The sequence below is a fragment of the Nonomuraea sp. 10N515B genome (assembly GCF_052245915.1).
Classification (GTDB): Bacteria; Actinomycetota; Actinomycetes; order Streptosporangiales; family Streptosporangiaceae; genus Nonomuraea.
The window spans coordinates 455,037-481,902 of sequence record NZ_JBQQBQ010000001.1 but is presented as its reverse complement, the minus strand read 5'-3'; the positions used below and the strand labels follow the sequence as shown (position 1 = coordinate 481,902).

Genomic DNA, 26,866 nt, shown 5'->3' with positions numbered 1-26,866 from the left:
ACGACTTAGTAGGGCAAAGCCTGACATTAGGGGTCGATCGCCGCGCGATGTCGCATTGAGATCAGACCATGGCCAGTGGTGATCTGCTAGGTCTGTTTTGTCTGATTACGGTTTTTATTCATTCGGCTGATCATGCGGCGTATTAAGTTTCACCTACGCATCAGATAGCGGCGGTCCTAAACGGGCGCCAGGTGGGTAGTCTCAGGTCTGGTCCCCTATACTTCGACGGGTCGCGACCGGAAAGATCTGGTAAGCAGTCCTATCCCCCCAAGCAAAGAGGCGGGTTGTGTCATGCTCGACCTCGCTCTTGACCGAAAGGTCGGGCCCGAAAAGGTAGGGGGCGTGGACAAACCGGTTGATCGGGTGCACGGCGGTTCGACGCCGTCCGTGCCGAAAAGGGCCAGATTTGCCCTTGTGTGGGCGGGTTCGGCTATTTCCACGGTCGGCACACGGACACTGGGTGTCGCCTATCCCCTCCTTGCCTTGGTGCAGACTGGTTCGCCCACAGCCGCGGGCTGGGCCGGGTTCGCTCTGACGATTCCCATTCTCCTCTTCTACATTCCGGGTGGGCTTCTCGTCGACGTGATCTCCCCCCGCCGCGTCATTCTCTGCGCGGAGTTCGGGCGCATGGTGAGCGTGGTCTCCGTGCTCGCGGTCATGCCGTCCGGAGGCCCGTCCCTCATGCATCTTCTCTTGGCGGCGGCGGCGGAGGGGACGTTGTGGGTGCTCTACACCCTGGCGGAAGCGGCTCTGCTGCCGTCCATCGTGCAGCCCGTCATGATGCACCAGGCGCTGGCGAAGAGCGAAGGCGCGAGCCATCTCGCCTCCATCGCCGGCAGGCCGCTGGGCGGCTACCTCTTCGGGGTCGGGCGCTACGTCCCTTTCATCGTCAATGCTGTGCTCTTCGCCCTCTCCTGCGGTCTGTTCTTCGGGTGGGGGCGCGACACCGTGGAACGTTCGGCCCGGCCTTCGCGGTTGCGGGATCTGTCCAAGGGATTTCACGAGCTCACCCGGCAGCCCTTCCTCGGAAGTTCCATCATGGTGATCACCTTCACCAACCTGATCGTGAACACGCTGATCATGATCTTCGTCGCCGGATCGGAGGGCATGTCCTCGCTCAAGATCGGGATCGTGCTCGCGGCCGGCGGCGTCGGTGGCGTGGTGGGTTCGGTTCTAGCCCTCCTCCTGCCCCCCGTACGTCGGGTGCTGCGGCTGCACATGTGGATCTGGGTCGTGGGGCTGACCCTGGCGGCGGTGGGCGCGGAGCTCGGGCTGCCGTCATACTTCTTCGCCGCCGCCCTTCTCTGCACGGGGATCGGCGGGGCGTTGAGCAATGTGGCGATCAGGTCCGTGGAGATTCACACGATCGATCCGGGGACGCTGGCCCGTGTCATCGGCGTCTCGAGGCTGTCCTCCTACGGTGCGCTCTGCCTGGCCGCGCCTTTGGGCGGCCTCATGGTGACCTGGGGCGGAGTTACGGGCGGCTCCTGGGCCCTGTGGCTGCTCATGCTGCTCGCGGCGGCGTTGACCAGTTGGAAGCCGGCACGTGCGAAACTGACCCCGCTCCTGCCGCCCGGCCTGCCGAGTCCCGATCTGCCGAAGAAGCTGAGCGGCCTGAGCGGCTTGAGCGGCGGCTTGTGCTTCTTCCAGGACCTGGCGACGTCACCCGGCGCTGACGGCTAGCTCCCTTGCGTGGTTGACCAAGTGGCCGGGCAACGCGGGCGCCTTCGCTGAGATCGCCCGCCTGGCCAGATCCGCCGCCGACGTGGTCTTGCCCGCGAGCTTCTCCACCCGCGCCGCGTACAGCAACAGTGGGCCATGCGCCACGGCTGGGTCGTTGTCGGCCGTCTCCGCCAGCGCCTCGACCATTTCCTGCTGCGCCTGCATCACGCTGTCGCTTTGAGCGAGCGCGAGTGCGTGTGCGACCTTGGCGAACGGCCACCGCAACGGTTTGGCGCGATCGAGATCGCGCAGTGCGGCTTCGGCCTTGCCCATGCCGGCCAGGATCTGGCCGCGGATGAGCAGGGCGTCGGTGTTGTCGCCTTCCCTGTCCAGCACGCCGTTGAGCACGCCTATCGCCGCGTCAGGATGACCACCGTGCCAGAGCGCCAAGGCCAGTTCCGTCTGGATCGTGAGGTCCGCGGGAACGCGTACCATCGCGGCGTACAGCTCGCGCACCGCCGTGGCGGGAGAGCCCTGGGCCAGCCGCAACCTTCCGATGGCGGTCAGCAGAGGGCCGACGGCGGCGGCCGCGCCCGCCGTCTCGAAACCTTTGGCGGCCGAGCTGTAGTGCTCGATGGCTCTGTCGAGATCGCCGCCCTCGTGCGCCACGTTGCCGAGCAATGATTCGATCCGCGCGCGTAGCGACAGATCACGCTCCTGCGACCGGCCCAGTGCCTTCTCGCCGAGCGTGGCCGCCAGGAGGAGGTCACCTTCGCGCAGAGCGTTCTCGGCCTCATGGAGGAAGTCCTCTGGCGTCCGGCGGGCCGAAGAGTGGCCGGTCGGCCGGTCGGCCAGTGGGGCGGGCTGGAGCAGCCGGTCGTAGGCCAGCTCGTACGACCCCTCGCCCATGCGCTGGTCGGCCCTGAGGAGATGCCGCTTCACCAGCAGGGCGACCAGGGTATTGCCGATGCCCTTGGTCCTGATCGCGCTCCGGCGCACGGGCTGCCGGTCGGCGAACGTCAGCCGCAGCCACGTCCGCAGCCTGCGCTCGTCGCCGTCGAACCGCTCGGAGGCGATCTCCCTGATCTCCTTGTCGTAGTGCTCGGACAGCGCCGTGTCGACGTGATCGTGCACATGGGCCTTGGTGATCTCGGTGGTTTCCGGCGGCAGGGATCTCCACAGGGCCTCGCAGACCACTTGCAGCTGGACCGGCTCCACTTCCTGGGCCTGCTTCCGGCTGCTCGTGCGTGCCCTGACCTTGATGAGATCGCGCACGACCTGCTCGGCCGTGTCCGCGGCGAACACCCGGCCGGTGCCCTGGAGCGGCTTCTGCACGGCCTCCAGGGCGCCGTCGAAGCTCAACGCCTCCAGGGGGAAGCGTTCCGCATCGATGTCCTCGTCGTCCCGTTCGTCCGAGGCGCTCCTCCGGTCGGCTGCGGCGAGCTCCCATTCGTACGGGAGGAGGTCCATGAGCCGATCGACGCGGATGGACAGCAGCAGCCGCAGGTCGTCGTCCGCGCGTAACGCCTCGGCGAGCTGGCCGAAGAACCAGTCCCGGTAGAGCCGGTGCTGCCGGTCGCCGGTGAAAAGCTCCTCGGCCTGGTCGATGGCCACCAGCCGGGGAACACGGTCGCCGAAGGCGTCGCGTTTGGCCGGCCGGGCGCGGAGGTAGGCGGGGATGCTCATGCCCGCCAGCCGATTGGGCGGCGTCTGCGGAGACCACGACATCAGCAGGGCGAGAACGTATGGATTGTGTGGCGGGAGCGCGGCCCGGGGAAAGGCCGAGCCATAGGAGACCCGGCCAAGGGGCAGCACATCGGCCGTGTGCGAGCCGAGCATCGGTATGACGCCCGCCTGGAGCAGCGAGGTCTTGCCGACCCCGGAGGAGCCGTAAAGCACGGTCAGCCGCTGCGACTGCCACAGGTCGCGTAATTCCCGGGACTCCTCGTCACGTCCGAAGAATCGGTGGCGGTCCTCCCGGTGAAAGGGGCGTAAGCATTGATACGGCCCCTGGGAAGCTTGGTGTGCGTTCATGCCGGAAGTCGCCATGCTGATCCCACCCGCAGTCGCAATTCTCCGGGCGACATTTTCCCATGCACGCTGCGATCAGCACACCTACCCGGGGAGAAAAGGTGCTTTTGAGACATGCCGTCAGCTCACCGCTCGCCGGCGTATGTGACAAGCCTCCCTCAGATGGAGTTGCTGAAGCCTCCGACCCGCTCGTGGTCGTCGGCCAGGCACGAAGCCAGCACCGCTCGAAGTGCGGCGCTCTCCATCGTACGCATCTCGTGCAAGGGAACACCGCTGATGTCGATCAGCGGGCTCGACCCGTGGTGCCCGTCACGCATGTGCACTCCATCCATTTCCGGTCACCCGAATATCGGACGACAAGCAGGCGCTTTTTCGAACACGTTTCTATTTAGCATTCTGTGATAAACAGGGCGACTAATCAACCTCTAGGATGGGGGTCCTACGGGTGCCTTACCTCTTCGGGCGTGCAGCGGAGGACCGACGTGGCTGAAAATACCGTGCCATCGCAGGGGCCGAAGATCTGGGAACGCGTCCCCAAGCGCAATCCCAACTTCACCGGCCGCAAGGATCTTCTCACGGCGCTCAGGAAGAGCATCAACACCGTGACCGCCGTCGTGGCGCAGCCCCAGGCGCTGCAAGGTCTGGGTGGCGTCGGCAAGACTCAGCTGGCGATCGAGTACGCCTGGCAATACCGCGCCCACTACGACCTGGTCTGGTGGGTCTCCGCGGACCAGCCGCTGCTCGTCCCGTCGGTGCTGGCGGGGATGGCGCCGATCCTGGGCCTGCCGCCCGCGACCAGCACCGGCGTGGAGCAAGCCACCCAGGCGGTCCTGCGTGCGCTCGAGAGCGGATCGCCCCACCGGAGCTGGCTGGTGATCTTCGACAACGCCGAGGATCCCGAGTACATCAAGGACTTCATTCCGAGAGGCCCCGGTCACGTCCTCATCACCTCGCGTAACTCGCGCTGGAGCGACCACGAGCCGACGATCCAGGTGGACGTCTTCAGGAGAGAGGAGAGCGTGGCGTTCCTCCGCAAGCGCCTGGGCGACGCGATCAGCTCGGAGGAGGCCGACCAGCTGGCCGACAAGCTCGGTGACCTGCCGCTCGCGCTGGAGCAGGCCGCCGCTCTGCTGGCCAGGACGCTGATGTCGGTGGAGGAATACCTCTCATTGCTCGATGAGCAGACGAGCAAGTTGCTCAGCCTGGAGAAGGCCCCGACCTACCCCCAATCCATGACCGCGGCATGGCAGCTGTCGGTCTCCCAGCTCCAGGACCGCGTCCCCGCGGCCGTGGAGGTGCTGCGCTGCTGCGCCTTCTTCGGCCCCGAGCCCATCCCGCGTGACGTCTTCCGCCGCGGCAACCGAGTCGTCGGCCCGCGGCTCGCGCCCATCCTGTCCGACCCGATCGAGCTCACCAACGCGCTCAGCCACCTGGAACGCCTGGCCCTGGTCAAGGTCGAGCCGACCACCCGCACCCTCCAGGTCCACCGGCTCAACCAGGCGCTGCTTCGCGACGAGACCCCGGAGAAGGACCGCGCCGAGCTCCGTCACGAGGTCCACCTGCTGATGTCGGGCACCGCGCCGGCTGACCCGGACGACACGACCAACTGGGCGCGTTTCGAGGAACTCGCCGCCCACCTGGAGCCGTCGGGCCTGGTCGACTGCAAGGTGTCGGAGGTGCGCAGTTTCGCCCTCGACCTCGTGCGCTACATGTACGTGCGCGGCAGCTACCGGCAGGCGCAGACGCTGCTCAACGAGTACATCGACAGGTGGTCGCAGGCAAGCGGCGCCCAGCACAAGGACGTGCTGGCCGCCCAGGTCCACCTGAGCAACACCTACCTGGAGCTGGCCACGTACGCCGACGCCGAGCGACTCTTCGCGGAGACCTTCGAGCAGATGCGGGACTCTCTCGGTCCCGAGCACTCGGAAACGTTGTGGGCCCAGACCGGCTACGCCGCGGCACTGCGCGCCCGGGGCGACTTCTCCGCGGCGCGGCAACTCGACGCCGAAGCCGCGGAGATCTACAAGCGCCTGCACGGCGACACGCACCAGCTGACCCAGCGAGCCCGCTACAACCTGGCGCTCGACTACACCGTGACGAGCAAATACGACCAGGCTCGCGAGATCCTCCGGGACATCTTCCTGCACCAGAGCAGCGTGGAGGGCATCGGCAGACGCGCCTTGCTGCTGACGTGGATCAACATGAGCCGAGCCGTGCGCCTGAGCGGCCAGTTCCAGGTGGCGACCGACATGGCCGAAGAGGCCTACACCTACGGCGTTGCGCAACTGGGAGACGACCACCCCAACACTCTCCTGGCCGCCAAGGACTTCGCGATCTCCCTGCGCCGCAGCGGCCGGCTCGCGGATGCTCTCCAGCTCATGAGAGACACCCACACCCGGCTGCAGCGGCTCTACGGAGACGGGCACGCCAGCACGATGGCGGCCGCACTGGGCATGGCCAATGCGCTGCGCGCGAACGGCGATCTCGAAGAGGCGCTGGACATGGCCAAGCCGGCGGTCGAGCACTACCCCGATGTGTTCGGCGACGAGCATCCGTTCACCCACGCGGCCAGAATCGACCTGGCATTGCTCCTGCGGCTGAGCGGAGACCCGGCGCTCGCACAGGACATGGACGCGAGCATTCTGACCCGTCTCAGCGACCGGGTCGGCCCCGACCACGACTATGTCCTGAGCTGCGCCATCAATCTGCAGAACGACCTGGCCGCGCTGGGCAGGCACGCTGAGGCCCGCGCCCTGGGCGAGGAGACCCTCCGGCGGATCCGGACGTCCTTCACCCCCGACCACTACCTCGGCCTCGTGTGCGCCGCCAACCTGTGCCTGGACCTGCAGGCGACGGGGGCGGAGGAGGAGGCCAAGCGTCTGTTCGGGGAGACGACTCAGCGCTTCGAGGCGGTCATGGGGCGCGAGCATCCCGAGGCCCTCGCACTGCTCGCCGGCGAGCGGCTCAACTGCGACTTCGACCCGCCACCCATTTAAGGTGCCGCCGCTGATCGACACGCTGCGGCGATCGTGTGTGGCGCGGATCCCTTAGCGCGCTCCTCGCAGCCGCGCCACATCTCGCGCGCATCGTGCGCTGATGTAGCTGATCAGCCGGTACAGGTCGGCACAGTAGATCGACGGCTCGGCGAAGCCGGCAGCCGGGCTGTAGCGGTGGGCGTACTGGCCGCCGCCGCAGGTGGAGACGAGGTCGCAGCGGCGGCAGGTGGGGGAGAGAGCCAGCTCACCTATCTGCCGGGCGACGATCGCCGGATGCAGCAGCGCGCTGTCCAGGGAGTCGCGCAGCACGTGCAGCCGGGTCTCGGGAGCGCCGTGATAGGTGCTCTTGAGGATGTCGGACTGCTCGATGCTGCCATCGGTTTCGATCACGACCATCCGCACCGGGGACAGCCCCACGGCTTCCGCGCGCGAGTGACTGCCCATCAGCAGCCGCATGATCTCCCTGAACAGACGGATCTCGGTCTGCAGGACCGGGCTGTCGTACCAGATGTCGAAGATCTGGATCAGCCAGTCGGCGTACGGCGTCGCGAGGGAGTCCGGCTCTCGGAACGGGGGCGGCGCGGCCCAATTGCCGTGCGGCAGCAGGAAGTCGATCGCCGGTGGGTCGTAGTCCAGCAGCGCCTGGTACGTGCGCACGGGGTCGTTGCGCACGTCGATCGTGCACAGGATGCCGCTGAACAGGTGATGGTACGTCCCCGCGGTCAACCGCCGGAGGGACTCGCTGACCAGGGCGTGGCTGCCGCGTCCGTCGGCGAAGAGACGGTGCCTGTCCTGGGCCTCGGCGTACCCGTCCAGGCTCACGCCGACGCGGATCTCCAAGGATTCGAACAACTGCAGGTACGCCTCGTCGAGCCGGACGCCGTTCGTCTGGATGTGGACGTTGACCTTCGTGCCCGTACCCACCGCGCCGCGCACACCGCAGACCACGCGGGAGATGAGCTCGGGGCCCGCCAGCAGCGGCTCGCCACCGTGCAGGATGACGTCGATCTCGGCCAGGTCGTGGCTGGAGGCGTGCTCGGCGATGCGCTCGACCGCGCGGTCGGCGATGGCGTCGGACATCCTGCGCGGCTGCTCGCGCCAGCTCTGGTCCGCCATCTCGTAGACGTAGCAATGGCGGCAGGCGAGGTCGCAGCGGCTGTGGACCTTCAGGATGAACTGCTGGAAGGCGAACGGCCTCCAGCCCCCCGCCAGCAACGCGTCGACGTCGATAAAGTCAGGGAACCCCCCGGTGCGCAGGGGCTTCGGTTCAGAGCTTGGTAACAACGGCTACCTCTTAGCGTCGTGATACCCCCCGGTCTTTATTTCTCACGATTTCGCTGGCGAGTCAAGATTTCTATCGATAAGAGCGAATTTCCTCTTGGTAATACAGCAACTCCTCGAAATGTAGGTAAAGTTCGTCGATTTCGGGAACAACGGGGAGCCAGTCGTAGGCGCCCAGCCCGTCCGGTTCGAGCGGGGACAGCAGGCGGGCGGCCGCTCTGAGCTCGTTCGGCGGGATCTCGCCCGGAGCGAGCTGCGCCACCCCGCCCCGGTACGCCCGCGCCAGCGGATGATTCGGCCCCCGCACGCCGAGCGCGGCCAGCACCAGCTCGGCGGGCTGCTTGGACGGCGCGCCCGCGGCCAGCTCCAGCCGGTCCGGGTTGGCCAGCGCCACGAGAACGCGCAGCTCCGGCCGCAGGTCCCGGAGCGTGCGCGGCGGTCTCTCCGGATCCGTGTGCTGCTGCCTGCGCGCGAGGAGCAACTGCACCTCGGGAATCCGCTCACGAAGGCCACGCAGCACCTCCTCCACGCACTCGGAGGGGGAGCGCTCGGTCATCGCCAGGCGGCGGCCGATGGCCTGCCGCACGAGCGCCAGCGGCTCCACCAGGATGGCGTTCGCCAGCGCGCGGTATCCGGCGTCCGGGTCCTCCTGGCAGGCGTGGGCGTACCGGATCGCGGGGTCGGCGGCGCGGGATCGGGCGTACGGGCGCAGGTCGCGGCCGAGCTGGTCGAGGTCGGCACGGGCGTCGAGCGACACGCCTGGCCGGAACACCCACGACCTGGCCAGCAGTGTCGCGGGGACGCCGCCGGCCAGCACCACGAGAACGGCGCCGGCGACCAGCTGGGCGGATAGGGATGTTGCGTCGAGTGAAGCACTCAGCATGAGCAGCAGCACGGCTGCGACGGCGGCGCAGATCACCAGCACGACCCGCGTCTTCCACTCCCGTACCACGCGCGCACGGGCCTTGCGGAAGTCGTCCCAGTCCGTCGCGGCCCGCGCTGTCCTGACCTCGGCGATACGGTGGATCAGCTCCGCGCGCCTGGCCGGCCACCCCGACGCCGCCCTGGGCTCGGGCGGCCGGCCCACGTCGCCGAGGTTGCGGCCGAGCGCCGCGGACTCGCCGCGCCGCTGCGACCCCAGCTCTTCCAGATACGCCCTGAGCTCCCGCAACGTCTCGCTCAGCAGCGCCGGATCCGACGCGGGCCGGTCCTTGGCCGCCAGCACGGACGCGGCCCGGGCCACGAGCTCGTCCAGCTCGCGGGAGAACGCCGGGGAGCCGTCGGCGACCAGCACCGTGTGCACCACGCGGCGCAGGGCGGTCAGGACCGGGGGGCTGACGTACCCGGTGACCAGGAGGGCCGTGTAGGCGGACGTGATGTCCCCGCCCGGCGCCACCATGTCGGCCGCGTTGGACACCTCGTCGTCGAAGAAGACCGCCTCGCTCAGCTTGATCACGACCTGCGGCTTGGGCGGCCCGGGCAGCCGGAACGTCGTCGAGGCGTCCTTGCCGGGGACGCGCTCGGCGTCGAGCCCGGCCGCCAGCAGCTTCGACTCCACGAGCATGGCCAGCTCCGGCAGTCCGGGGGCGCGCCGGTAGCGGAGCGCGGCGGTCCCGACCACGTCCGCGTTGATCTCCGCCCCCGCGGTCGCCGCCTCGAAGCTCGCCCAGGCCAGCTGGAGCAGCAGCCGGACATTACCGCCGCTGTGGCGCAGCAGCTCGCGCAGTCCGGCTTCCGCGATCGGCCTGATGTCCTCGCGGGGTGTCCGGCGTACGGCGTCGAGGTAGACCCGCAGCACGAGCCGGGCGTCGTCGGGCACGAGCGGCGTCATGTGGACGGCGCCGGGGCCGATGCGCTGGTGCAGGTCCTGTGGCATGGCCTGCCAGCCGGCCTCGCTCGCCACCAGGAGCAGCAGCCCGCCGGCCCGTGGGACCACCTCGGCCAGGCTCTGCTGCAGCCCGAGGTTCGCCGGCACCGGGACCCCGTCCTCGAGCAGGAACTTCTCGCACTGGTCGAAGACCAGCACGAACGGCCGGCCGCCGCGGGTCACCAGCGTGGCCAGCAGTTGCAGGCCGTAGCGGCAGGTCTGGGGATCGTCGATCTGCTCGCCGACTCCCAGCGCCCTGGCGGCGTCGAGGTCGATCGACCGGCCGCACAACCAGTCGTAGGCGGCGTCGGAGAACTCGGGGCGGATCAGGAACGACAGCGCCCGCTGGAATCGCCGCCCGTCACCGGTCACCGCGGCGATCTCCCTGGCCTGCGCCTCCAGCACCCGGCCCGCCTCGATCAGGTGGGCGTCGAACAGGTCGAACACCCTTGTCGGCTCGGTGTCGAGCGCGGACATGAGCCTGCCCCGATCGGCCGGCACGCCCGCGTTGGCGGCCTGGTCGCCGGCGAGCGTGCCGAGGTAGCGCACGACCAGGTCCGTGAGCAGGCCCTGGGAGAGCTGGGGCACCAGACGGCGGTAGGCGGCGACCAAATCGTCGTCCTGGAAGCGCACGTACAGCTGGACCGTTTCCGGCTCCAGCAGGGCGATCCTGGCCATCATGCGGCGGGCCGCGTGCGTCTTGCCCGCGCCGTGGGCGCCATACAGGCAGCCGAGGCCGCCGTGGCTGGTGGCCTCGTCCTGGAAGCCTTGTACGTACTCCTCGGCCAGGCGCTCGGCCTCGCGTACGCCGGGCAGCGGCGCGGTCGGCGTACGATCCGCCCACTCGCGCAGGACGTCCGGCAGGACCGTCTCCTCGGCGCTGACCGTGCCGCGGGCCGGGAAAGGATTGCGGGCGAGGTGTTCAGCCATGGAAGCCTCCTCTGCGCAGGTTGAGCCGGAGCCAGCTCTCATGGATACGCAGGCCGTCGGTCGGCCACGGCACGTCGCCGTCGTACTGGCGCAGCCGGGTGTCGAGCAGTCTGTGCAGGTGGCGCAGGGCCTGGCCGATGGTGCAGGAATGCTCCTGGAATGCTTCGCACACGCCATCGGAGTCGAAGGGGCAGGGCGGGTGACCGGTCCACCGGTGGTGGGCGAGCGCCGCGATCTGGGCGGGGGACAGCGGGCTCAGATCGGTGATGTGCCCGCGCCTGGCGAACTCCTGCCGGTCCGCCCTCGTGAGCTGTACGGCGGTCGCGTGCCGGTAGTTGTCGACGGTGAACACGACGACCGTGCCCGCGTTCTCGAACACCCTGGTGGCCTGGGTGATGAGCTCCTTGGTCGCCACGCCCTCGTAGCGGACGCCGAAGCCCATGTCGTGCGCGGCGAAGACCGAGGCGGCGTAGTCGGCGATCTCCTGGAGCTCGTAGTCGTCCATGGCCTGCGCACGCGGCCGCTTGCTCAGGTCCGCGAACATCTCGGCCAGCGCCGGCGGGACATCGATCTTGTTGGCGCGCATCTTGGCCCGCAGGGAGAGCAGGGTGGAGCGCAGTGTCCGGTAGGCGTCGTGCGTCATCTCGCCGCGCTCCGCGTAATGCCTGACGAGCCTGAAGAGGGGCAGACGGGCGGTTCTGGCGCTCTGGTAGCGGTACATGACGTGGTTCGCCAGGGAGGTGCGGCCGCTGTTGCCCATGCCGGTGATGAGGAAGAAGGCCGGTGTGTCCGTGGCGGCGGCGCGTTCCACGGTCGCATCGATGGCGGCGAGCCTGACGAAGCCCTCGAGGTCGAGCAGGCGGTGGCGGTCGTCCTCGCAGCCGAGGGGGTCCAGGGGGCGGCTGGCGTAGGGGTTGCCCGACGGCAGCCCGTACAGCTCGTAGCGGGCGTCGGTGACGTGCATCGCTCACCCGCCGATCATGGTCAGGTAGGCGGGCAGCTCGTCCTCGAACGCCTCGAAGTCGGAGTCGGAGAACAGCGGCGCCAGGAAGTCCTGAGCGTTGTAATGCCTGCCCACCAGCTGCATCATGCGGTCGGCCTGCCGCTTGAACCGCACGTTGAATTCCGGCAGGCGGTGCACCAGCTTGTTCTGGTAGATCAACTCGAGCGCCACGAGCAGGGCGGGCGTGCGCACGACGTCCGCGAACAGCTCCGGGGTCTGCACGCGCAGCACCACCAGGCGGATGACCAGGCCCTTGTCCAGGCCGGCCAGGCCGGGGGTGCCCGCGATGATGGCCTCGGTCACGCGGAGCAGGTTGAGCACGCGTTTGATCTTGCGTGGGTTGGCAGAGAGGATCTTCTCCAGCGTCTTCACGTGCGCGCCGGCCAGCTCCCCAGGCTCGGAGTCCAGGATGAAGCGGCCGACCTCGGCGGGGCCGAGCGGGTAAAGGTGCAGGGGGAGCTGGATCATCTTGTCCAGGTATTCGTCGCCCAGGCGGTCCGTGGCGGTGAAGCCGAACGGCTGATACTTGATCGACACGCCCCGGTCCACCACGTCCTTCGCCAGGGCGATCAGTACGAAGACGTGCTCGATGTCCAGGAAGAGCTTGATCGACTCCAGTACGTCGATGATCTGGTCGGGCTCGCACCGGTCGAGGTCGTCGATGAAGAAGATGATTTTTCTGCCTTTTTCGGCCAGGCGGTCGGCCTCTTTTTGCAGGAGCGTACGCAGCCGACCGGTCTGGCTGTCGACCTGGCCGCGCATCTCGGCGTACTGCTGGGCCAGCTTGCCGATCTTCTCCACGCTCGCCGAGCCCAGGTTGATCTTCTTGAGCATCTCGTCGGCGGCCAGATTGAGCATGATCGCGCCGATCCGCTTGGCGGTGTCGGCGAAGCGGCGCTTGGGGTCCTCGTTGAGCTCGGTGTGCAGGGCGTTCAGGAGGGGGAGCAGCATCTGCGGCTCGCGGCGGTGCACCCAGGGGTTGAAATGCACACGGACGAACTCGTCGCCGTGGCGGTCCAGGAGCCGCTCGTCCACCATTTTCAGCAAGGTAGATTTCCCGCTGCCCCAGGCGCCGTAAACACCGATGGTAAACGGCGTCTGCGTACGGGGATTGGTAATGACCGAAACGAGCGGATCGACGTACCGGCGAAACTGGAGCAGATCTCCGTGCCAATTGACCGGCGCGTCAGAGAGCATTGCGATATCGGGCATCGTCCCCCCTTGAGGAAGAGGATGCATCCTCCGGGGCCCAGAAAACCTGCGGTTATCGAACTGTGATAACACGTGCCGGCGCTGATTACGCCCGGTCCGCCTTGCGCGGTGGCGGGTCCTCGAAACGGGAGTGTTGCGGGGGCTCTCCGGTCACCTTCTCCACGATCGTGGCCGCGACCTGGTGCAGCTTGACGTTCTTGTCCTGGGAGACGTGCCGGAGCACCTCGAACGCCTGGTGGGAGGTGCACCGGCGCTGCGCCATGACGATGCCGAGGGCCTGGTCGATGATCGCGCGGGTGATGAGCGCCTCCTTGAGCTGCGCGGCGACCTCCCGCAAGCGGGCCGCGTCGGCCGCCGCGCGGAACAACACGCCGATATGGCCGGCGGTCACGCGTACGGCGACCCAGGTCTCCTCGCTGAAGCCGCCGCACCGGCCCGAATAGAGGGTGAGCACGCCCAGCAGCCTGCCCTCCGATTTCAGCGGCTCCGAGTGCAGGCTGAGCAGGCCGGACTCGGCCGCGAACCGGCGCCAGCGGGAGTCCGCGCCCAGGTCCGTGGCCGTCACCGGCTCTCCCGTGTCCAGCGCGTCGAGACAGGGCCCCTGACCGGCGGCCGACTGCAGCTCATCGAGCACCTCGGCACGCTCGTGCGAGCAGGCGACGGTACGCAGGCCTTGCTCGGCGGGCAGCGCGATACTGACCATCGGGGAGTCGGGCATCGCGCGGGTGGCGATGCTGACGCACTCGGCGAGTGCCCGTTCGAACTCCTCGATGTCCGTGGGCACGCTTGGCCGGTCCAACTAGATCCCTCGCGCTAGGTGCGACGGCGGGCCACTTCTCCGGACCACTGGACTAAAAGACTGCCCCAGTAAGGGGCTCCTACGCTAACGCCTCATGCCGTTCCGCAGCGCCCGCCGGGAGGTACGCGTGCGTCGGGAGATCGGGGCGCTCGTCAGAAGATCGGGGCGCTCGTCAGAAGATGATCGCGAGGCCCACGGCGAACAGCAGGCCGTACGCCATCTGCAGCTTGCCCGTCTGCTGCAGGACCGCGATCAGCGCAGGACCCACGGCCTTGCTCAGCACCGTCCTGATCGGGGTGATCGCCAGCGGCGCGGCCAGCAGCACAAGCGCGGCCCACGGCGTGATCGGCACCATCGCCAGCGCCACCACGAACGGCACCACCTGACACACCACGTACAGCGCCCGGGTGCGCTCGGCCCCCAGCACCACCGCCAGCGTGCGTTTGCCGGCCTGCCCGTCGGTCCCCACGTCACGCAGGTTGTTCACGACGAGCATGGAGCACGACAGCAGCCCCACCGGGATCGAGGCGAGGAAGGCGGCCCAGCTCAGCGACTCTGTCTGGACATACGCGGTCCCGACCACGGGCACGATGCCGAAGAACACGAACACGGCCAGCTCGCCCAGCCCGCGGTAGCCGTACGGGCGTTTGCCGCCGGTGTAGAACCAGGCGGCCGCGATCGCCGCCGCGCCCACCAGCAGCACCCACCAGGCCTGCGTGACCAGCACCAGGACCAGCCCCAGCACCGCCGCGACAGCGAAGCAGCTCAGCGCCGCGATCAGCACCTCCCGAGGCGTGGCCGCACGTGAGCCCACCAGCCGCATCGGGCCGACCCGCTGATCGTCGGTGCCGCGGATGCCATCGCTGTAGTCATTGGCGTAGTTGACGCCGATCTGCAGCGAAAGGGCCACGAACAGCGCCAGGAGCGCCCGCCACCACACGAAGCCGCCCTCGCCGATCGCCACGCCGGTGCCCACCATGACGGGGACGATGGCATTGGGGAGCGTGCGCGGGCGTGCGCCCGCGATCCACTGTGCGGGAGTGGCCATCAGCTGATATCCGTCGTGAGCCGGACCATCCTGATCGGGCGGCCCATGTCCAGGACGCGTTCGGCCATGTCCTCGCCCCAGCCGGCCGACTCGAGGAAGCCGAGCACCGGGTGGTTGTCGGCGAACACCCAGGTGACGATCTGCCGGAAACCGTCGTCGCGCAGGTAGTCGACGGTGGCGTTGAGCAGGCGGCTGCCGTGGCCCCTGCGGACGAAGTCGGGGTCGACCAGCAGCGTCAGCATCTCGGCCACCACGCTGGGGTCGAGGTCGGGATCCTCGGCGGGGGCGTGAGAGGCCAGGCCCACCACGCGCTCGCCGCCGCGAGGGGTGACCAGGGCGGCGCTGCCGCCCGCGCCGAGCGCCGGGAAACCCTCGGTGTCGAGGATGGTCTCCACCGCCACCAGCACGCGATGCATGGGGGTGGGAGGGGCGACGATCGCCTCGTCCCACTGCCGCAGCCACATCTTCTCCGCTGCCGGGCCGGTCATCTGCTCAAGCGGCCCCTCGGGGAGGAAGTCCCGATAGCCGTAGCGCCAGGCGCGAATCTGGCAATTCGCCACCTGGAGCACATCCTCGCGCCGGGCCGCCCGAACGCCTACGTCTGCCATCTCGGCCCGCTCCTTCGCCTGCCGTACGTGCCACAAGGCACGAGTTACACCGTATCGGTGTTTGACACTGGGAGACGACGCGAACCCCGCTTCCTCGCCCGGTAAGCGCGTGTCTTGGTGCGGTTGCCGCATACCCGCATAGAACACCACGAGCGGGAACGGTTCTTCGAAGAGTCGATGAACGCCCACTGACAGGTTCCCTCCGCGCATACCTTGAGCCGGTCCCACCCCGCCCCCACCGTCGCGGCCGCGATCCTGGCCAGACCCCCGGGTACGCCGCTCCGTGCCGGCACCAGCTCCGGGGCGCCGTTCGCCTGGGCGTTCACCTGAAGCGGGAGGGCGGGGAAGTCGGCTCGTTCCCGCCTGAGAGCCGCTCTGAGGGCCTCGCGGAGGGTGTGGGCGGTGTGGAGGTCGTCGTCGGTGGCGCGGTCGCGGGGGGTTATGAGGTCGCGTTCACGCAGCCAGAGGGCCAGGTCGGCGGGGGAGGAGAAGTCGTCGGCGTCGGATTCGACGTCGTAGGTGTTCACGAAGTCTCGGATGAGCTCCGCGGAGAACGACATGCCCGCCACTCTACTGGCACTGTGATCAAGAACTGGTCGGCGCCCCGGGTGGGTCGTCCACAGCCTGGGCGGTCACCGGACCTGCGCGAGGGCCTGCGCGAGGCGGCGTACTCCTTCGTGCAGCTCCGGCAGATGGGTGGCCGCGATGTGCGTCACCCTGATCCGCGGCCCCGGCGGCTCGGACGGGTAGTACATCCTGCCTGGGCTCACCAGCACACCGTTCCGCCGGGCGGCCTCGACGAATGCGTTCTCGTCGACCTCGGCCGGCAGACGTACCCACACGTGCATCCCGCCGATCGGCAGCAGGTGGAGCTCCGCCTCGGGCATGCGTGCGGCGAGCGCTGCCGCGAGCGCGTCGCGCCGCGTCCGGATCTCGGCGTGCACGGCCGTCAGATGCCGCCGCCACACCGGTGACCCGACGAACTCCAGCGCCGTCTCCTGCAGCGGCCGCGCCACGAAGAACGACTCCACGAGCTGGCTGGCCCGCAGCCGGTGCGCGGCCGGTCCGCGAGCGATCACCGCGGCCACCCGCATGCTCGGCGACAGGATCTTCGTCAGCGAGCCCACATTGACGACGGTCCCGTGCTGATCCATGGACGCCATCGACGCAGGCGCGTGCTCGGTCAGATAACGGGCATAGTCGTCCTCGACCACGAACGCCCCGGCCGCCCTTGCCACCTGCAGCACCTGCTCCCTGCGTTCGAGGGGCAGAGTGGCGCCGGTCGGGTTGTGCAGCGTGGGCTGGCAGAAGAACACCCGCGCGCCGGTGACGGCGAACGCCTCGGCCAGCAGCTCCGGCCGTACGCCATCCCTGTCCATGGGTACGGCCGTCGCGCGCAGCCCCGCCGCCTTGGCCGCCGCCAGCGCGCCGGGGTAGGTGGGGGTCTCGACCAACACCGGTGTGCCGGGGGCCGCCAGGGCCCTGAACGCGTGCGTCAGCGCCGCCTGACCGCCGCTGACGATCAACGCGTCGGCCGCGGTCACATCGCCGCCCGTCTGGGCCGCGAACCACCGCCGCAGCTCGGGGAGTCCCGTCAGGGGCGGCTTGGCCCAGGCGTCCGGCCGCCGCACGGCCCGCGCCGCCGCGGCCGCCAGCTGCTTGTCGGGCCGCAGTCCGGGGTGCAGATAGCCGCCGGTCAGCGGCACCACTCCCTCGGGGACCGACGCCAGCAACTCCGCGACCGGACCGTCGTCGACCACCCGGTCCCCGAGCGCGACCGTCTGCCAGGACAGGTCGGCGGTGTCCTGCCCCTTCCCGACCTGGTGCTGCTGCGCGACGAAGGCGCCGCTGCCCGGCTTCGTAACGACCCTGCCCTCGGCCGCCAGCTGGCCGATGGCGCGCGAGACGGTGACGGGGCTGACGTTGTGTCTGCGCATGATCTCCCGGCTGGACGGGAGTCGTGCGCCGGGGCCGAGCCGGGCGGCCTCGTCACGCAGTATCGCGGCGATCTGGGCGATACTGCTATCGTTGTTCATGAAAGATAAGAATAGCGCTATCCTCCCTGAGGGAGTAGCGGTCCCGCCCCATAGCACGCACAACGCCGCCACGCTCCACGACGGTCATGACGTTGAGCACGCAGGCGACGCGCAGTACGGCGACATCCGTCACCGCCCCCACCACAAGCCCCGCCACCGCCAAGGCACGGCCCTGGCCTTCCTCGGTGTCCTGGCCTTCTCCGGCTCCTTCCCCGCGACCGTCTACGCCATGGAAGGCTTCGACCCCTGGCTGGTCGCGATCGGCCGGGCCGCGATCGCCGGTCTGCTGGCTCTGGCCTGCCTGAAAGTCATGGGTAAGCCCCTCCTCCCCGCGAGACCACTCTGGCCGTCCTACGCCCTGATCTCACTCGGGGTGGTGTTCGGCTTCCCTGTCTTCAGCGGCCTGGCGCTGGCGCTGGGTGCGAGCACCGCGCACGCCGCCGTGGTCATCGCACTCCTCCCCGCCGCCACGGCCGTCTGCGCCGTGCTCAGAGCGGGCGAGCGCCCCCGCCCTCTCTTCTGGGCGGCCTGCTCGGCCGGCGCCATCGCCATCACCACGTTCACCTTCACCCAGCACCAGGGCAGCGCATCCTGGCCTGACCTGCTGCTGCTCTGCGCCCTGATCTCGGCCGCGGTCGGTTACACCGAAGGCGGCCGCCTGTCCCGCCGGCAGCCGGGCTGGCAGGTGATCTCCTACGCCGTCGTCCTTTCCCTCCCCCTGACGGCCCCGATCACCATCGTCCTGGCCCTGACCACCGCCACCACCTTCACGCCCCACGCCATCGCCGGTTTCGCGTACGTGGCGGCCATCTCCATGTTCCTGGGCTTCTTCCCCTGGTACGCGGGCCTGGCCAAGGGCGGCATCGCCAGAGCCGGCCAGACCCAGCTCACCCAGCCCCTCCTGACCCTCGTCTGGGCCTGGTTCCTCATGGGCGAGAGATTCGGCCTGGTCACCGTGGCCGCGGCGCTGGCGGTGCTCGTCTGCGTGGCCATCACCCAGCGCGCCCGTACTTGAAAGCCGTGACGCTGCCCCGCAGGATTGGGGGAGGAGGTGTCACAACAATGGCGGACCTCACGATCCCAGAGGGCGGCTTCTGGCCAGCGCCGGAAATCCCGCAGCCCAACATCTATCCCATGGAATGGCGCGTCGAGACGGAGAAGCTCGCCGCCATCTACGAGAAGTCCAAGCGCATGGTCTGGAATCCGGCCGACCTTCCCTGGGACGGCCTGAACGCGGAGGACTTCACCCGGGAGCAGCGCCTCGGGATCATGTACTGGTTCGCGGTCCTGGCCAACTTCGACGCCTCGGGACCGGCCGTCTTCGCCCGTGCCACGATCCAGGCCTTCGAGAAACATGAAGAGGACCCGGTCAGGAAGTGCTTCTTCTCGATCACCCGCGATGAGATGAACCACGAGGAGTGCTGCCAGCGCACCATCGCCAAACTCTGGCCGGGCGGCCCGCTCGACTGGACCCCGTCGGACGACCTCGAATCGGCCGCCCACAACAACATCGGCTGGCTCTACCACAACGGCGGCCGCTACTGGAACGGCTATACCGCGGCCGTGGGCAAATACTCGCTCCCGGTGCTCTTCACCAGTTTCATGATGGGCGAGATGGCCGCCTCCACGCTGTTCAGGGGCATGGCGTCAGGCACCCAGCACCCGGTCTTCAGCGAGATGTTCCACCGCATCGGCCGCGACGAGTCCCGCCACCTCCAGATCTGCATGACCATTCTGGAAAACGAATGGCCGGGTCTCACGGACGAGATCCGCACCCTCATCACCCGCCAGCTCAGAGCCGGCTTCGTCTTCCTCAGCATGATCCTCTGGGAACCCCCGGAAGGCTTCTGGGAACTCCCGCCCTACTTCCTCCCCAACCACCGCGTCCTCATGAACCACGCCAGGGACGCCGGACTGGGGGTGTTGTCGTATGAGGAACAGGCCGAGAACTGGCGCGTCGCCATGGCCAAGATCCGCGCCATCGTGGAACGCTGGGGGATCGCCTTCCCCGCCATTCCCGAACTGGACCTGGAAGGCGTGCCGGTCGAGTTCATCGATCCGGAAGAGATCATCCCGGTCTTCTGACCTCAACGTGGTCCTCGCCGCGAGAAGACTGCCACCGCCGAGCTCCTCGCCCTCGATTACGAGGCGGAGGGGGGAGAAGGCGGAACACGTCCGCGAAAAACTTTGCGTCGTGGACTGTGGTTCCGCGTCGTCGATCACTCCGGCCATCGCTCCTTGGGGGAGACGTAGCTACCGCGGTGGGAAACGGTGTAGATCCACCCTTGATCCCGGAGCAAGGCAATCGCTCGCCGTACGGTTTCCCGTGCGGTGCCGTGCTGTTGCATCAGCGCCGATTCGCTCGGAACCGGACGGGAGGGAGCCAGCTCGCCGGCCACGATGCGCAGACGGACTTCCTCGGAAATATGCCGATATAGCGGCATCCGGCGCTCGCGTGGCTCCGCTTCGCCGGGCGCGCCCACGAAGCTGCCCTTTCCATGACGCGTGTGAATGAGCCCTTCGTTCCGCAGGACCCGCATGGCTCGGCGCGCGGTCGTGCGCGCTACTCCGAACTCCCGCTGGATCTCCGCTTCGCTGATCACGGGATCACCTGGAGAGAGTCCGGCGACAATGCGTGATCTGATGATCTCGCTGATCTGAAGATAGAGGTGGGTGTCACCCTCGCGATCCAGCACTCGGCAAGGATATCTAAAAGATCGGTAAATGCAGGTCGACTATGAGTCCTTGTTGATGGGCCATTTATCGGGCTCATTAACATATGTGCCCCGATAAGGGACGGTGAAGACCCATCCTTGTTCTCTGAGGTACCCAACCGCCTGGCGTACTGTCACCTTTGCGACGCCGTACCGGTGCATCATAACCTTTTCGCCAGGGATGGCCCTATTGGGTGGAATTTCCCCGCGTCGGATGCGTTCCGCGACCTCCTCGGCAATCTTCTGATAGACGGGCATTCTCTTGGGCGAGCGTGGCGTGCCAGGCGGGCCGACGAAAGTTCCCTCGCCCTGAACCGTGTACGCCAGCCCCTGCTCGCGTAGTTCGCGGGCCACGCGTCTGGCCGTCGTACGGGCGATGTCGTAGTGCTTCTCGAGCGCGGCCTCGCTAGGTACGGGATCGCCCGCCTTGAGCTCTCCGCGTTCGATCTGGTCGCGGACCAGGTCGGCGACCTGCTTGTAGACGGGGACGGGGCCTTCGCGATCGAGCACGTTGGCATTGTAGACGAAACCATACATGACTGCGCAAAGCGGACACGCTCATTAGACCAATAGATACGGTATATAGACCAGGACATACATCTGAGCTATAGTGGCGACATGGGATCGAAGGACGGCTGTCAGGGCCAGCATGTATTGGCGCCAGGCTGTGAGTCAGCCATCGCATGGAGGCCTGAGACGCCGCGGTTTGAGCGAGTGCGTGTGCGGGATTACACCTGCGAATGTATGCCGGTGGTCTACGAGCTGTGCGAGGCCGGCGGCGTTGCATTCATTCGGAGAACCCATAGGGAGCGCGGGCGGTTGGCGATCGAAGAGTTCACGGCTCGCCGCACTGAAGTAGTGCGGCTCTGGGAGCAGTTGTTCACCGAAGCCTGATGCGAATGTCGGCCCTATCGGTGGGACCCTGGCCGATGCGGGTGAGCAGACTGCAGGATGGCCGCCTGTGTGACGGATTGATCCGTCGCAACTGTCGCCGCCTGTACGTAGCGAACCGCAATTCCCGATCTTCTCGGCTGACTCCCGGTTCCTTCTGTCACTGCCGAGGCACATCGCATTTCCTGGGATGAGATGTGGCAGGGGGCCCGAATTGGGGCAACTGCGCAGATTTGCCGCATGTGGGCACCCCTGCCAAAGCGCGTGAAGCCGCTGTTCTTCACGTGCTGTGCACTTTCGCGCAACCCCAGGCGAAGCGCCACGGCCAAAGGGAACCGCCGACGCGACCGAAATGCGCCCCGCCTGGAGTCGGCGCGGAAGCGTGGACCTGGCCCCGCGCCTGCCAGCAGGCACAGGACCACGCCACGACGAGTAATGGCCGGCTGACGTCCGTATCGGCCTACCCGCGCCATTAGGTTCTCATGGCCTGCGCTTGGAAAACTGTTGTTCGGCGCTATGCACGGGATCATTCCCTTTGATGGTCGGTGGGTGGGTGGAAGGGGTTTAGATGGGGATCCGTCTCCAGGCGGCGTCTGTGATGATCAGGTGGTCGAGGAGTCGCAGGCCGACAGTTTCCGCGGCCTCGATGAGGCGGGATGTCGCCTCGAGGTCGGCGGCGCTCGGGTCGAGGGAGCCGCTCGGGTGGTTGTGGGCGAGGCCGAAGATCGCGCCGCCCGTGGTGAGCACCTCTGCGATCATCTCTCGGATCGGCAGCGCCGTGTGGTCGGCGCCACCCTCGGTGACGACCGAGCGTTTCAGTATGCGGCCGCCGGTGTCGCACACCACCATGACGAGGCGCTCCTGGGTATGGCCGTGCAGGAGCGGAGCGCAGTGGTTGGCCAGGTCGGTGGTGCTGGTGATGCGCTCTCGCTCGGGCCAGTCCTTCGCGCGCCGCGCGAGGTGGAAGGCCGCGGCGACTCTCGCGGCCTTGGCCGGGCCGACGCCCGGTACGGTCAGCAGCCGATGGGGGTCGGAACGGCCGAGCCCGTCCAGGTCTCCGCAGTGGTCGATCACCTGGGTGGCCAGGTCCAGGGCGCTCGAACCACGGAATCCCGAGCCGAGAATCACGGCCAGCAGCTCGCGGTCGGCCAGGGCGGTCGCGCCGTTGGACATGAGCCGTTCGCGGGGCCGGTCGTGTTTGGACAGGTCTTTGAGTCGCATCGGCAACCTCCGCGACCGTTGTATCAACGCGCACCGACAAACTCTGACCTGCGCGTTCGTTGCATATGGGGTGACGTGACGATTGGCCTTCGGTGGGATGTGGATGATGACCGGGCGCCGATTCCCGAAACGGACGGGGATGGATTTCGCCGTGCGGTGTCGGCGGTCGGTCGAGGCGGGCCGAGCGGAGGCTCCGGGCGGGAGGCGGCCTGCCCGGAGCCTTCCGTTCTAAATGGGCATGCTGTATGTGACCCGGAATCGGTCGCCCGGGATGACGATGTCGCTCGTCTCCACGGGGCGATCGCCCGCCCAGTGTGTGCGTTCGACGTGCAGCACGTGAACGCCCGCCGCCAGGTCCAGCGCATCGCTCTCGCCCGGGCGGGGCACGCGGGTGTGCACGCTCTCGACGATCTCGGTGATCTTTACGCCGTGCGCGTACATCCTGGCGACCAGGCTCCGCCGTTCCTCGTCCGAATGGGGGGCGAACTCCAGTGGCTCATAGGAGGTGGCGAGCTGGAGGGGTCTGCCGTCGGCGCGGAAGACGTAGCGGGTTTTGGTGAGCGGGGTCGACTCCTGGAGACGGAGCCGTCTGGCGATGTCGGGGCCCGCGTCGATCGGCTCGCTGTGCCAGTCCCAGGTCACGCGCCTGCCCTGTGACTGCAGGTCGGCCGCGAACGGGGCGGGGTGATCGAGGTAACGCCATCGGTGCAGTGATGTCAGGTCGGGGCGTTCCCTGACGTAATGGCCCGACCCGACGCGGCCGATGATGAGGCCTTCGCCCGCCAGCACGCGCAGTGCGTGACGGGCGGCGGTCTCGCCGACCTGATACTTGCGGGTCAGCTGCGCGCGCGAGGGAATGGGCGCGCCTGGGGGAAGGCTGCCGTCGGTTATCTGTCGCCGGATGTCTTCGACGACACGCAGGTAGACGGGATCTGAGGTGGCCACTAGTCCATCCCTGGGGGTTCGTGTGAGGCGTTGCCCCATGTTGCCGTATTCGGCAGGTAACCGACCGTCATCGATGACTGTTGGAGCCCCAACTTTGCCATGGCGGAAAATTATCGGAGAAACCCTGTAACGCAGATGTAAGGGGCGCCGATTCTCCGGTAGAGGTCGTCGATGTGTGTACCCCCGAGCACATATCGGCGACCTCTTCCAATGACCGCCCCTTGACCGGCCGGTGCCCGAGGGCCGGCGGTAGCTTGGGCTGGTTCGGCGGTGCGGCGGGCAAGTGGTCAGCCCGGATCGCCGCAGAGTGGCCGTGGTGCGGAGGGCCGTTCTCTCCTAGGTTGTGGCGTCTTGTTCTAGCCGTACGCCCTTCCTGGGGAGGCCCAATGATCACTATCGGCAAACTCCTTCCATCCGATCGGGATGCCTGGGAGCGCCTGTTCCGCGCGTACATCGACTTCTACGAGCGGAGCGAGCCGGACCAGATGTACGACCGGGCATGGGCGGAGTTCCAGGCGGACACCCGGCTGCATGCCCTCGGGGCGAGGCTGGATGGGGGGCTTGTCGGGATCACGCATTTCCTCACTCATGGCAATACGTCGGCACCCGACACCGACGTCTGCTACCTGCAGGATCTGTTCACCGCGCGGGACGTGCGCGGCAGGGGTGTGGGCCAGGCGTTGATCGAAGCCGTGACCGGGTGGGCGCGGGAGCGCGGCTGCTCACGCGTGTACTGGAACACGCATGAGTCGAACAGCACGGCCCGCCGTCTGTACGACAGAGTGAGCGAGAACCGGGGCTTCATCAGATACCAGATCGAACTGCCCGGCTAGGGTGCCGTCGGCCGGCGAAAAGGCCGGCGAAAGCGGTCGAAGAGCGGCTCCAGGCAGGCAAAGCGGGGTGGCGGCGTCCAATGGATTTCCGAATCCAGGTAGCGTTCGCACTATGGCATCGCCAACTGGAACCACGGACGCACCCTTCGGCCGCATGCTGACCGCGATGGTCACGCCGTTCACCTCCGACGGCGAGGTCGATTACGTCGCTGTGCGCCGCCTTGCCATCTATCTGGTGGACGAGCAGCACAACGACGGTTTGATCGTGAACGGGACGACCGGTGAGTCGCCCACCACCTCCGACGAGGAGAAGCAGCGCATCGTCAGCGCCGTCCTCGACGCGGTCGGCGATCGCGCGACCGTGGTGGCAGGCGCGGGCACCAACGACACCCGCCACAGCGTCGAGCTTGCGAAGCAGGCGGCGCGTGCCGGGGCACACGGGCTGCTGGTGGTGACGCCGTATTACAACAAGCCCCCGCAGGAGGGGTTGTACCGGCACTTCTCCGCTGTCGCCGACGCGACCGAGCTTCCCGTGATGCTGTACGACATTCCGGGGCGGAGCGGCGTACCGATCAAGACCGAGACCCTGATCAGGCTCGCGCAACATGAGCGTATCGTGGCCGTGAAGGACGCCAAGGGTGACCTGTTCGCCGGGAGTCAGGTGATGACGGCTACAAATCTCGCCTTCTACTCCGGTGATGACCTGCTCAACCTCGCCTGGCTCTCGCTCGGCGCGGCCGGGTTCGTCAGCGTCGTCGGGCACGTGGTGGGAGCCGAGCTGGCACGCATGATTCGCCTGCACAAGAACGGCGACGTCGCCCAGGCCCTCGCGATTCACGGCCAGGTGACCCCCGTGGTGGACGGGATCATGCTGCGCGCCGGGGGCGCGATCATGGCAAAGGCGGCGCTGAGCATGGTCGGCGTACCGGTCGGTCCGGTACGGCTGCCGCTCGTGGACGCCACAGAGAAGCAAATCGCCGAGCTGCGTGCTTGCCTGGTAGCCGGCGGGGTGAAGTTGACAGACGCATAGGAACGGGGAGGAACCGGGAGTTTTGAGCACACGATTTGACCATGGGGGCCAAGCATGAGCCACCCGCATCCTGAGCTTGGCCCTCCGCCGCCGCTGCCTGATGGCGGCCTGCGCATCGTCGCGCTCGGCGGATTGGGGGAGATCGGCAGAAACATGGCCGTCTTCGAATACGACGGCCGCTTGCTGATCGTCGACTGCGGGGTGTTGTTCCCCGACCCCGAACAGCCGGGCGTCGACCTCATCCTGCCCGACTTCGAATACATCAGGGATCGGCTCGACGACGTCGAGGCCGTGGTGCTGACGCACGCCCACGAGGACCACATCGGGGCGGTGCCGTATCTGCTGCGCTTGCGGCGCGACATCCCGCTCATCGGATCCAGGCTCACGCTGGCCCTGATCGAGGCCAAGCTCACCGAGCACCGGATCCAGCCGACCAAACACGAGGTCGTCGAGGGCGAACGGCACGCCTTCGGGCCTTTCGACTGCGAGTTCCTCGCGGTCAACCACTCGATCCCCGACGCGCTGGCCGTGGCGATCAGAACGCCGGCGGGCATCGTCCTGCACACCGGCGACTTCCGCATGGATCAGCTCCCGAGCGACGGACGCCTCACCGACCTCGGCGGCTTCGCCAGGCTCGGCACCGAGGGCGTCGACCTGCTGATGTCCGACTCCACCAACGCCGAGGTGCCGGGGTTCGTCACCAGCGAGCGGGAGATCGCGCCGGTCATCGACGAGGTGATCCGCACCTCCGAGCAGCGGGTCATCGTGGCCAGCTTCGCCTCGCACGTCCACCGCATCCAACAGGTCATGGACGCTGCCGCCAAGCACCGCCGCAAGGTCGCGCTGGTCGGCCGATCCATGGTGCGCAACATGGGCGTGGCCCGCGACCTGGGCTATCTCAAGGTGCCGCCGGAGCTGATCGTCGACTCCCGCGACATCGAGGAATGGCCGCCGCAGGACGTGGTGCTGATCTGCACCGGCTCGCAGGGCGAGCCGATGGCGGCGCTGTCCAGGATGGCCAACCGCGATCATCCGATCCGCATCGCCCAGGGCGACACCGTGCTGATGGCCTCGTCCCTGGTCCCGGGGAACGAGACCGCGGTCAACAAGGTGATCAACGGGCTGACCAGGTGGGGCGCCCGGGTGGTCCACAAGGGCAACGCCAAGGTGCACGTCTCCGGTCACGCGGCCGCGGGCGAGCTCCTCTACGTCCTCAACCTGACCCGCCCGTCGAACTTCATGCCCGTGCACGGCGAGTGGCGGCACCTGCGCGCCCACGCCAAGCTGGCCGCCCTCACCGGCGTCCCCGACGATCACATCGTGATCGCCGAGGACGGCGTCGTGGTGGACCTGGTCGACGGCAGAGCGAAGATCGTCGGCGCGGTGCACGCGGGGTACGTCTACGTGGACGGCACCTCCGTGGGAGAGATCACCGACACCTCGCTGAAGGATCGCAGGATCCTCGGCGACGAGGGGTTTATCTCGGTGGTGGTCGTGGTGGACTCGAACACGGGCAAGCTCACTGCAGGGCCCGAGATCCATGCTCGCGGGTCCGGTATCGATCCCATGCAGTTCGAGGAGTTCATTCCGCAGATCCAGCGGGCCCTCGAGGAGAAGGCCGCGGACGGTGTGATCGACATTCAGGAGATCCGCCGGGTGGTCCGGCGTACGGTCGGGCGTTGGGTGAGCGACACCTACCGTCGACGGCCGATGATCATCCCCGTGGTGGTCGAGGTCTGAGGCTCCTGACTTCCTGTTG

At 67.8% G+C, this 26,866-nt stretch carries 22 protein-coding genes; 7 read left to right on the top strand and 15 right to left on the bottom strand.

Going from position 1 to position 26,866, the window contains the following annotated elements; all coding sequences use genetic code 11:
• Positions 1-291 precede the first annotated feature (291 nt).
• Positions 292-1,683, top strand: coding sequence for an MFS transporter (locus tag ACTWQA_RS02130; RefSeq protein ID WP_443157590.1), 1,392 nt, complete (start codon positions 292-294; stop codon positions 1,681-1,683).
• Here ACTWQA_RS02130 and ACTWQA_RS02125 read toward each other — a convergent pair.
• Both ACTWQA_RS02125 and ACTWQA_RS02120 read right to left on the bottom strand, forming a co-directional pair.
• Entirely contained in the window at positions 1,663-3,696 is a 2,034-nt protein-coding gene (locus ACTWQA_RS02125) for an nSTAND1 domain-containing NTPase (RefSeq protein WP_443157589.1), read from the bottom strand. The two genes, ACTWQA_RS02130 and ACTWQA_RS02125, sit on opposite strands and share 21 nt — an antisense overlap.
• Before the next feature lie 155 nt (positions 3,697-3,851).
• Positions 3,852-4,010, bottom strand: a complete 159-nt coding sequence (locus ACTWQA_RS02120; protein ID WP_443157588.1) for a hypothetical protein — start codon at positions 4,008-4,010, stop codon at positions 3,852-3,854.
• 165 nt (positions 4,011-4,175) lie between these two features.
• Here ACTWQA_RS02120 and fxsT point away from each other — a divergent pair, with 165 nt between their 5' ends.
• Entirely contained in the window at positions 4,176-6,689 is a 2,514-nt protein-coding gene (gene fxsT / locus ACTWQA_RS02115; protein WP_443157587.1) for an FxSxx-COOH system tetratricopeptide repeat protein, read from the top strand.
• A 51-nt stretch (positions 6,690-6,740) separates the two neighbouring features.
• Here fxsT and ACTWQA_RS02110 read toward each other — a convergent pair whose 3' ends face one another.
• From ACTWQA_RS02110 to ACTWQA_RS02070, 9 genes are all read right to left on the bottom strand, one after another.
• The gene (locus ACTWQA_RS02110; RefSeq protein WP_443157586.1) at positions 6,741-7,904 is read right to left on the bottom strand and encodes an FxsB family cyclophane-forming radical SAM/SPASM peptide maturase; all 1,164 of its coding nucleotides are present in this window, start codon (positions 7,902-7,904) and stop codon (positions 6,741-6,743) included.
• Between the two features lie 139 nt (positions 7,905-8,043).
• Entirely contained in the window at positions 8,044-10,767 is a 2,724-nt protein-coding gene (locus ACTWQA_RS02105; RefSeq protein ID WP_443157585.1) for a hypothetical protein, read from the bottom strand.
• Positions 10,760-11,731, bottom strand: coding sequence for a hypothetical protein (locus ACTWQA_RS02100; RefSeq protein WP_443157584.1), 972 nt, complete (start codon positions 11,729-11,731; stop codon positions 10,760-10,762). Before ACTWQA_RS02100 ends, ACTWQA_RS02105 begins: the two co-directional genes overlap by 8 nt.
• A 3-nt stretch (positions 11,732-11,734) precedes the next feature.
• Positions 11,735-12,967: a KAP family P-loop NTPase fold protein gene (locus ACTWQA_RS02095; RefSeq protein WP_443157652.1), complete on the bottom strand. Its 1,233-nt coding sequence runs from the start codon at positions 12,965-12,967 to the stop codon at positions 11,735-11,737.
• Positions 12,968-13,067: 100 nt separating this feature from the next.
• Entirely contained in the window at positions 13,068-13,766 is a 699-nt protein-coding gene (locus ACTWQA_RS02090; RefSeq protein ID WP_443157583.1) for a GAF and ANTAR domain-containing protein, read from the bottom strand.
• 187 nt (positions 13,767-13,953) lie between these two features.
• Positions 13,954-14,829 carry a 1,4-dihydroxy-2-naphthoate polyprenyltransferase gene (locus ACTWQA_RS02085; protein ID WP_443157582.1) on the bottom strand — a complete coding sequence of 292 codons (876 nt, stop codon included), beginning with the start codon at positions 14,827-14,829 and terminating at the stop codon, positions 13,954-13,956.
• Complete coding sequence (locus ACTWQA_RS02080) at positions 14,829-15,437, bottom strand: GNAT family N-acetyltransferase (RefSeq protein ID WP_305923013.1); 609 nt, start codon at positions 15,435-15,437, stop codon at positions 14,829-14,831. Before ACTWQA_RS02080 ends, ACTWQA_RS02085 begins: the two co-directional genes overlap by 1 nt.
• A gap of 44 nt (positions 15,438-15,481) precedes the next feature.
• Positions 15,482-15,997 (bottom strand): CGNR zinc finger domain-containing protein, encoded by a 516-nt coding sequence (locus ACTWQA_RS02075; RefSeq protein WP_443157581.1) that lies wholly within the window; start codon positions 15,995-15,997, stop codon positions 15,482-15,484.
• A 72-nt stretch (positions 15,998-16,069) separates the two neighbouring features.
• The gene (locus ACTWQA_RS02070) at positions 16,070-17,473 is read right to left on the bottom strand and encodes an aminotransferase-like domain-containing protein (RefSeq protein WP_443157580.1); all 1,404 of its coding nucleotides are present in this window, start codon (positions 17,471-17,473) and stop codon (positions 16,070-16,072) included.
• Here ACTWQA_RS02070 and ACTWQA_RS02065 point away from each other — a divergent pair.
• Together ACTWQA_RS02065 and ACTWQA_RS02060 are read left to right on the top strand one after the other, a co-directional pair.
• Positions 17,472-18,488, top strand: coding sequence for a DMT family transporter (locus ACTWQA_RS02065; RefSeq protein WP_443157579.1), 1,017 nt, complete (start codon positions 17,472-17,474; stop codon positions 18,486-18,488). The two genes, ACTWQA_RS02070 and ACTWQA_RS02065, sit on opposite strands and share 2 nt — an antisense overlap.
• Before the next feature lie 119 nt (positions 18,489-18,607).
• Positions 18,608-19,558 (top strand): hypothetical protein, encoded by a 951-nt coding sequence (locus ACTWQA_RS02060; RefSeq protein WP_443157578.1) that lies wholly within the window; start codon positions 18,608-18,610, stop codon positions 19,556-19,558.
• 134 nt (positions 19,559-19,692) lie between these two features.
• Here ACTWQA_RS02060 and ACTWQA_RS02055 read toward each other — a convergent pair whose 3' ends face one another.
• From ACTWQA_RS02055 to ACTWQA_RS02040, 4 genes are all read right to left on the bottom strand, one after another.
• Positions 19,693-20,169 carry a GntR family transcriptional regulator gene (locus ACTWQA_RS02055; RefSeq protein ID WP_443157577.1) on the bottom strand — a complete coding sequence of 159 codons (477 nt, stop codon included), beginning with the start codon at positions 20,167-20,169 and terminating at the stop codon, positions 19,693-19,695.
• Between the two features lie 39 nt (positions 20,170-20,208).
• Positions 20,209-20,724, bottom strand: coding sequence for a GntR family transcriptional regulator (locus ACTWQA_RS02050; RefSeq protein WP_443157576.1), 516 nt, complete (start codon positions 20,722-20,724; stop codon positions 20,209-20,211).
• A gap of 918 nt (positions 20,725-21,642) precedes the next feature.
• Positions 21,643-22,299, bottom strand: a complete 657-nt coding sequence (locus ACTWQA_RS02045) for a JAB domain-containing protein (protein WP_443157575.1) — start codon at positions 22,297-22,299, stop codon at positions 21,643-21,645.
• 228 nt (positions 22,300-22,527) lie between these two features.
• A complete protein-coding gene (locus ACTWQA_RS02040; RefSeq protein ID WP_327584520.1) occupies positions 22,528-23,244 on the bottom strand; it encodes a GntR family transcriptional regulator in 717 nt (238 codons plus the stop codon).
• 386 nt (positions 23,245-23,630) lie between these two features.
• On the opposite strand from ACTWQA_RS02040, the gene ACTWQA_RS02035 reads away from it, so the two are divergent.
• The 3 genes from ACTWQA_RS02035 (at position 23,631) to ACTWQA_RS02025 (ending at position 26,847) form a co-directional block, all read left to right on the top strand.
• Positions 23,631-24,077, top strand: a complete 447-nt coding sequence (locus ACTWQA_RS02035; protein WP_443157574.1) for a GNAT family N-acetyltransferase — start codon at positions 23,631-23,633, stop codon at positions 24,075-24,077.
• Between the two features lie 112 nt (positions 24,078-24,189).
• Positions 24,190-25,107, top strand: coding sequence for a 4-hydroxy-tetrahydrodipicolinate synthase (gene dapA, locus ACTWQA_RS02030; RefSeq protein WP_443157573.1), 918 nt, complete (start codon positions 24,190-24,192; stop codon positions 25,105-25,107).
• A gap of 54 nt (positions 25,108-25,161) precedes the next feature.
• Positions 25,162-26,847: a ribonuclease J gene (locus tag ACTWQA_RS02025; protein ID WP_305923002.1), complete on the top strand. Its 1,686-nt coding sequence runs from the start codon at positions 25,162-25,164 to the stop codon at positions 26,845-26,847.
• Positions 26,848-26,866: the final 19 nt, after the last annotated feature.

Coding starts and splice junctions, on each gene's coding strand:
- ACTWQA_RS02085 (WP_443157582.1), bottom strand. CDS start 14,829: ATGGCCACTCCCGCACAGTGGATCGCGGGCGCACGCCCGCGCACGCTC.
- ACTWQA_RS02025 (WP_305923002.1), top strand. CDS start 25,162: ATGAGCCACCCGCATCCTGAGCTTGGCCCTCCGCCGCCGCTGCCTGAT.
- ACTWQA_RS02070 (WP_443157580.1), bottom strand. CDS start 17,473: ATGAACAACGATAGCAGTATCGCCCAGATCGCCGCGATACTGCGTGAC.
- ACTWQA_RS02075 (WP_443157581.1), bottom strand. CDS start 15,997: ATGTCGTTCTCCGCGGAGCTCATCCGAGACTTCGTGAACACCTACGAC.
- ACTWQA_RS02050 (WP_443157576.1), bottom strand. CDS start 20,724: ATGTATGGTTTCGTCTACAATGCCAACGTGCTCGATCGCGAAGGCCCC.
- dapA (WP_443157573.1), top strand. CDS start 24,190: ATGGCATCGCCAACTGGAACCACGGACGCACCCTTCGGCCGCATGCTG.
- ACTWQA_RS02100 (WP_443157584.1), bottom strand. CDS start 11,731: ATGCACGTCACCGACGCCCGCTACGAGCTGTACGGGCTGCCGTCGGGC.
- ACTWQA_RS02060 (WP_443157578.1), top strand. CDS start 18,608: ATGGAATGGCGCGTCGAGACGGAGAAGCTCGCCGCCATCTACGAGAAG.
- ACTWQA_RS02120 (WP_443157588.1), bottom strand. CDS start 4,010: ATGCGTGACGGGCACCACGGGTCGAGCCCGCTGATCGACATCAGCGGT.
- ACTWQA_RS02125 (WP_443157589.1), bottom strand. CDS start 3,696: ATGAACGCACACCAAGCTTCCCAGGGGCCGTATCAATGCTTACGCCCC.
- ACTWQA_RS02130 (WP_443157590.1), top strand. CDS start 292: ATGCTCGACCTCGCTCTTGACCGAAAGGTCGGGCCCGAAAAGGTAGGG.
- ACTWQA_RS02095 (WP_443157652.1), bottom strand. CDS start 12,967: ATGCTCTCTGACGCGCCGGTCAATTGGCACGGAGATCTGCTCCAGTTT.
- ACTWQA_RS02035 (WP_443157574.1), top strand. CDS start 23,631: ATGATCACTATCGGCAAACTCCTTCCATCCGATCGGGATGCCTGGGAG.
- ACTWQA_RS02045 (WP_443157575.1), bottom strand. CDS start 22,299: ATGCGACTCAAAGACCTGTCCAAACACGACCGGCCCCGCGAACGGCTC.
- ACTWQA_RS02065 (WP_443157579.1), top strand. CDS start 17,472: ATGAAAGATAAGAATAGCGCTATCCTCCCTGAGGGAGTAGCGGTCCCG.
- ACTWQA_RS02080 (WP_305923013.1), bottom strand. CDS start 15,437: ATGGCAGACGTAGGCGTTCGGGCGGCCCGGCGCGAGGATGTGCTCCAG.
- ACTWQA_RS02105 (WP_443157585.1), bottom strand. CDS start 10,767: ATGGCTGAACACCTCGCCCGCAATCCTTTCCCGGCCCGCGGCACGGTC.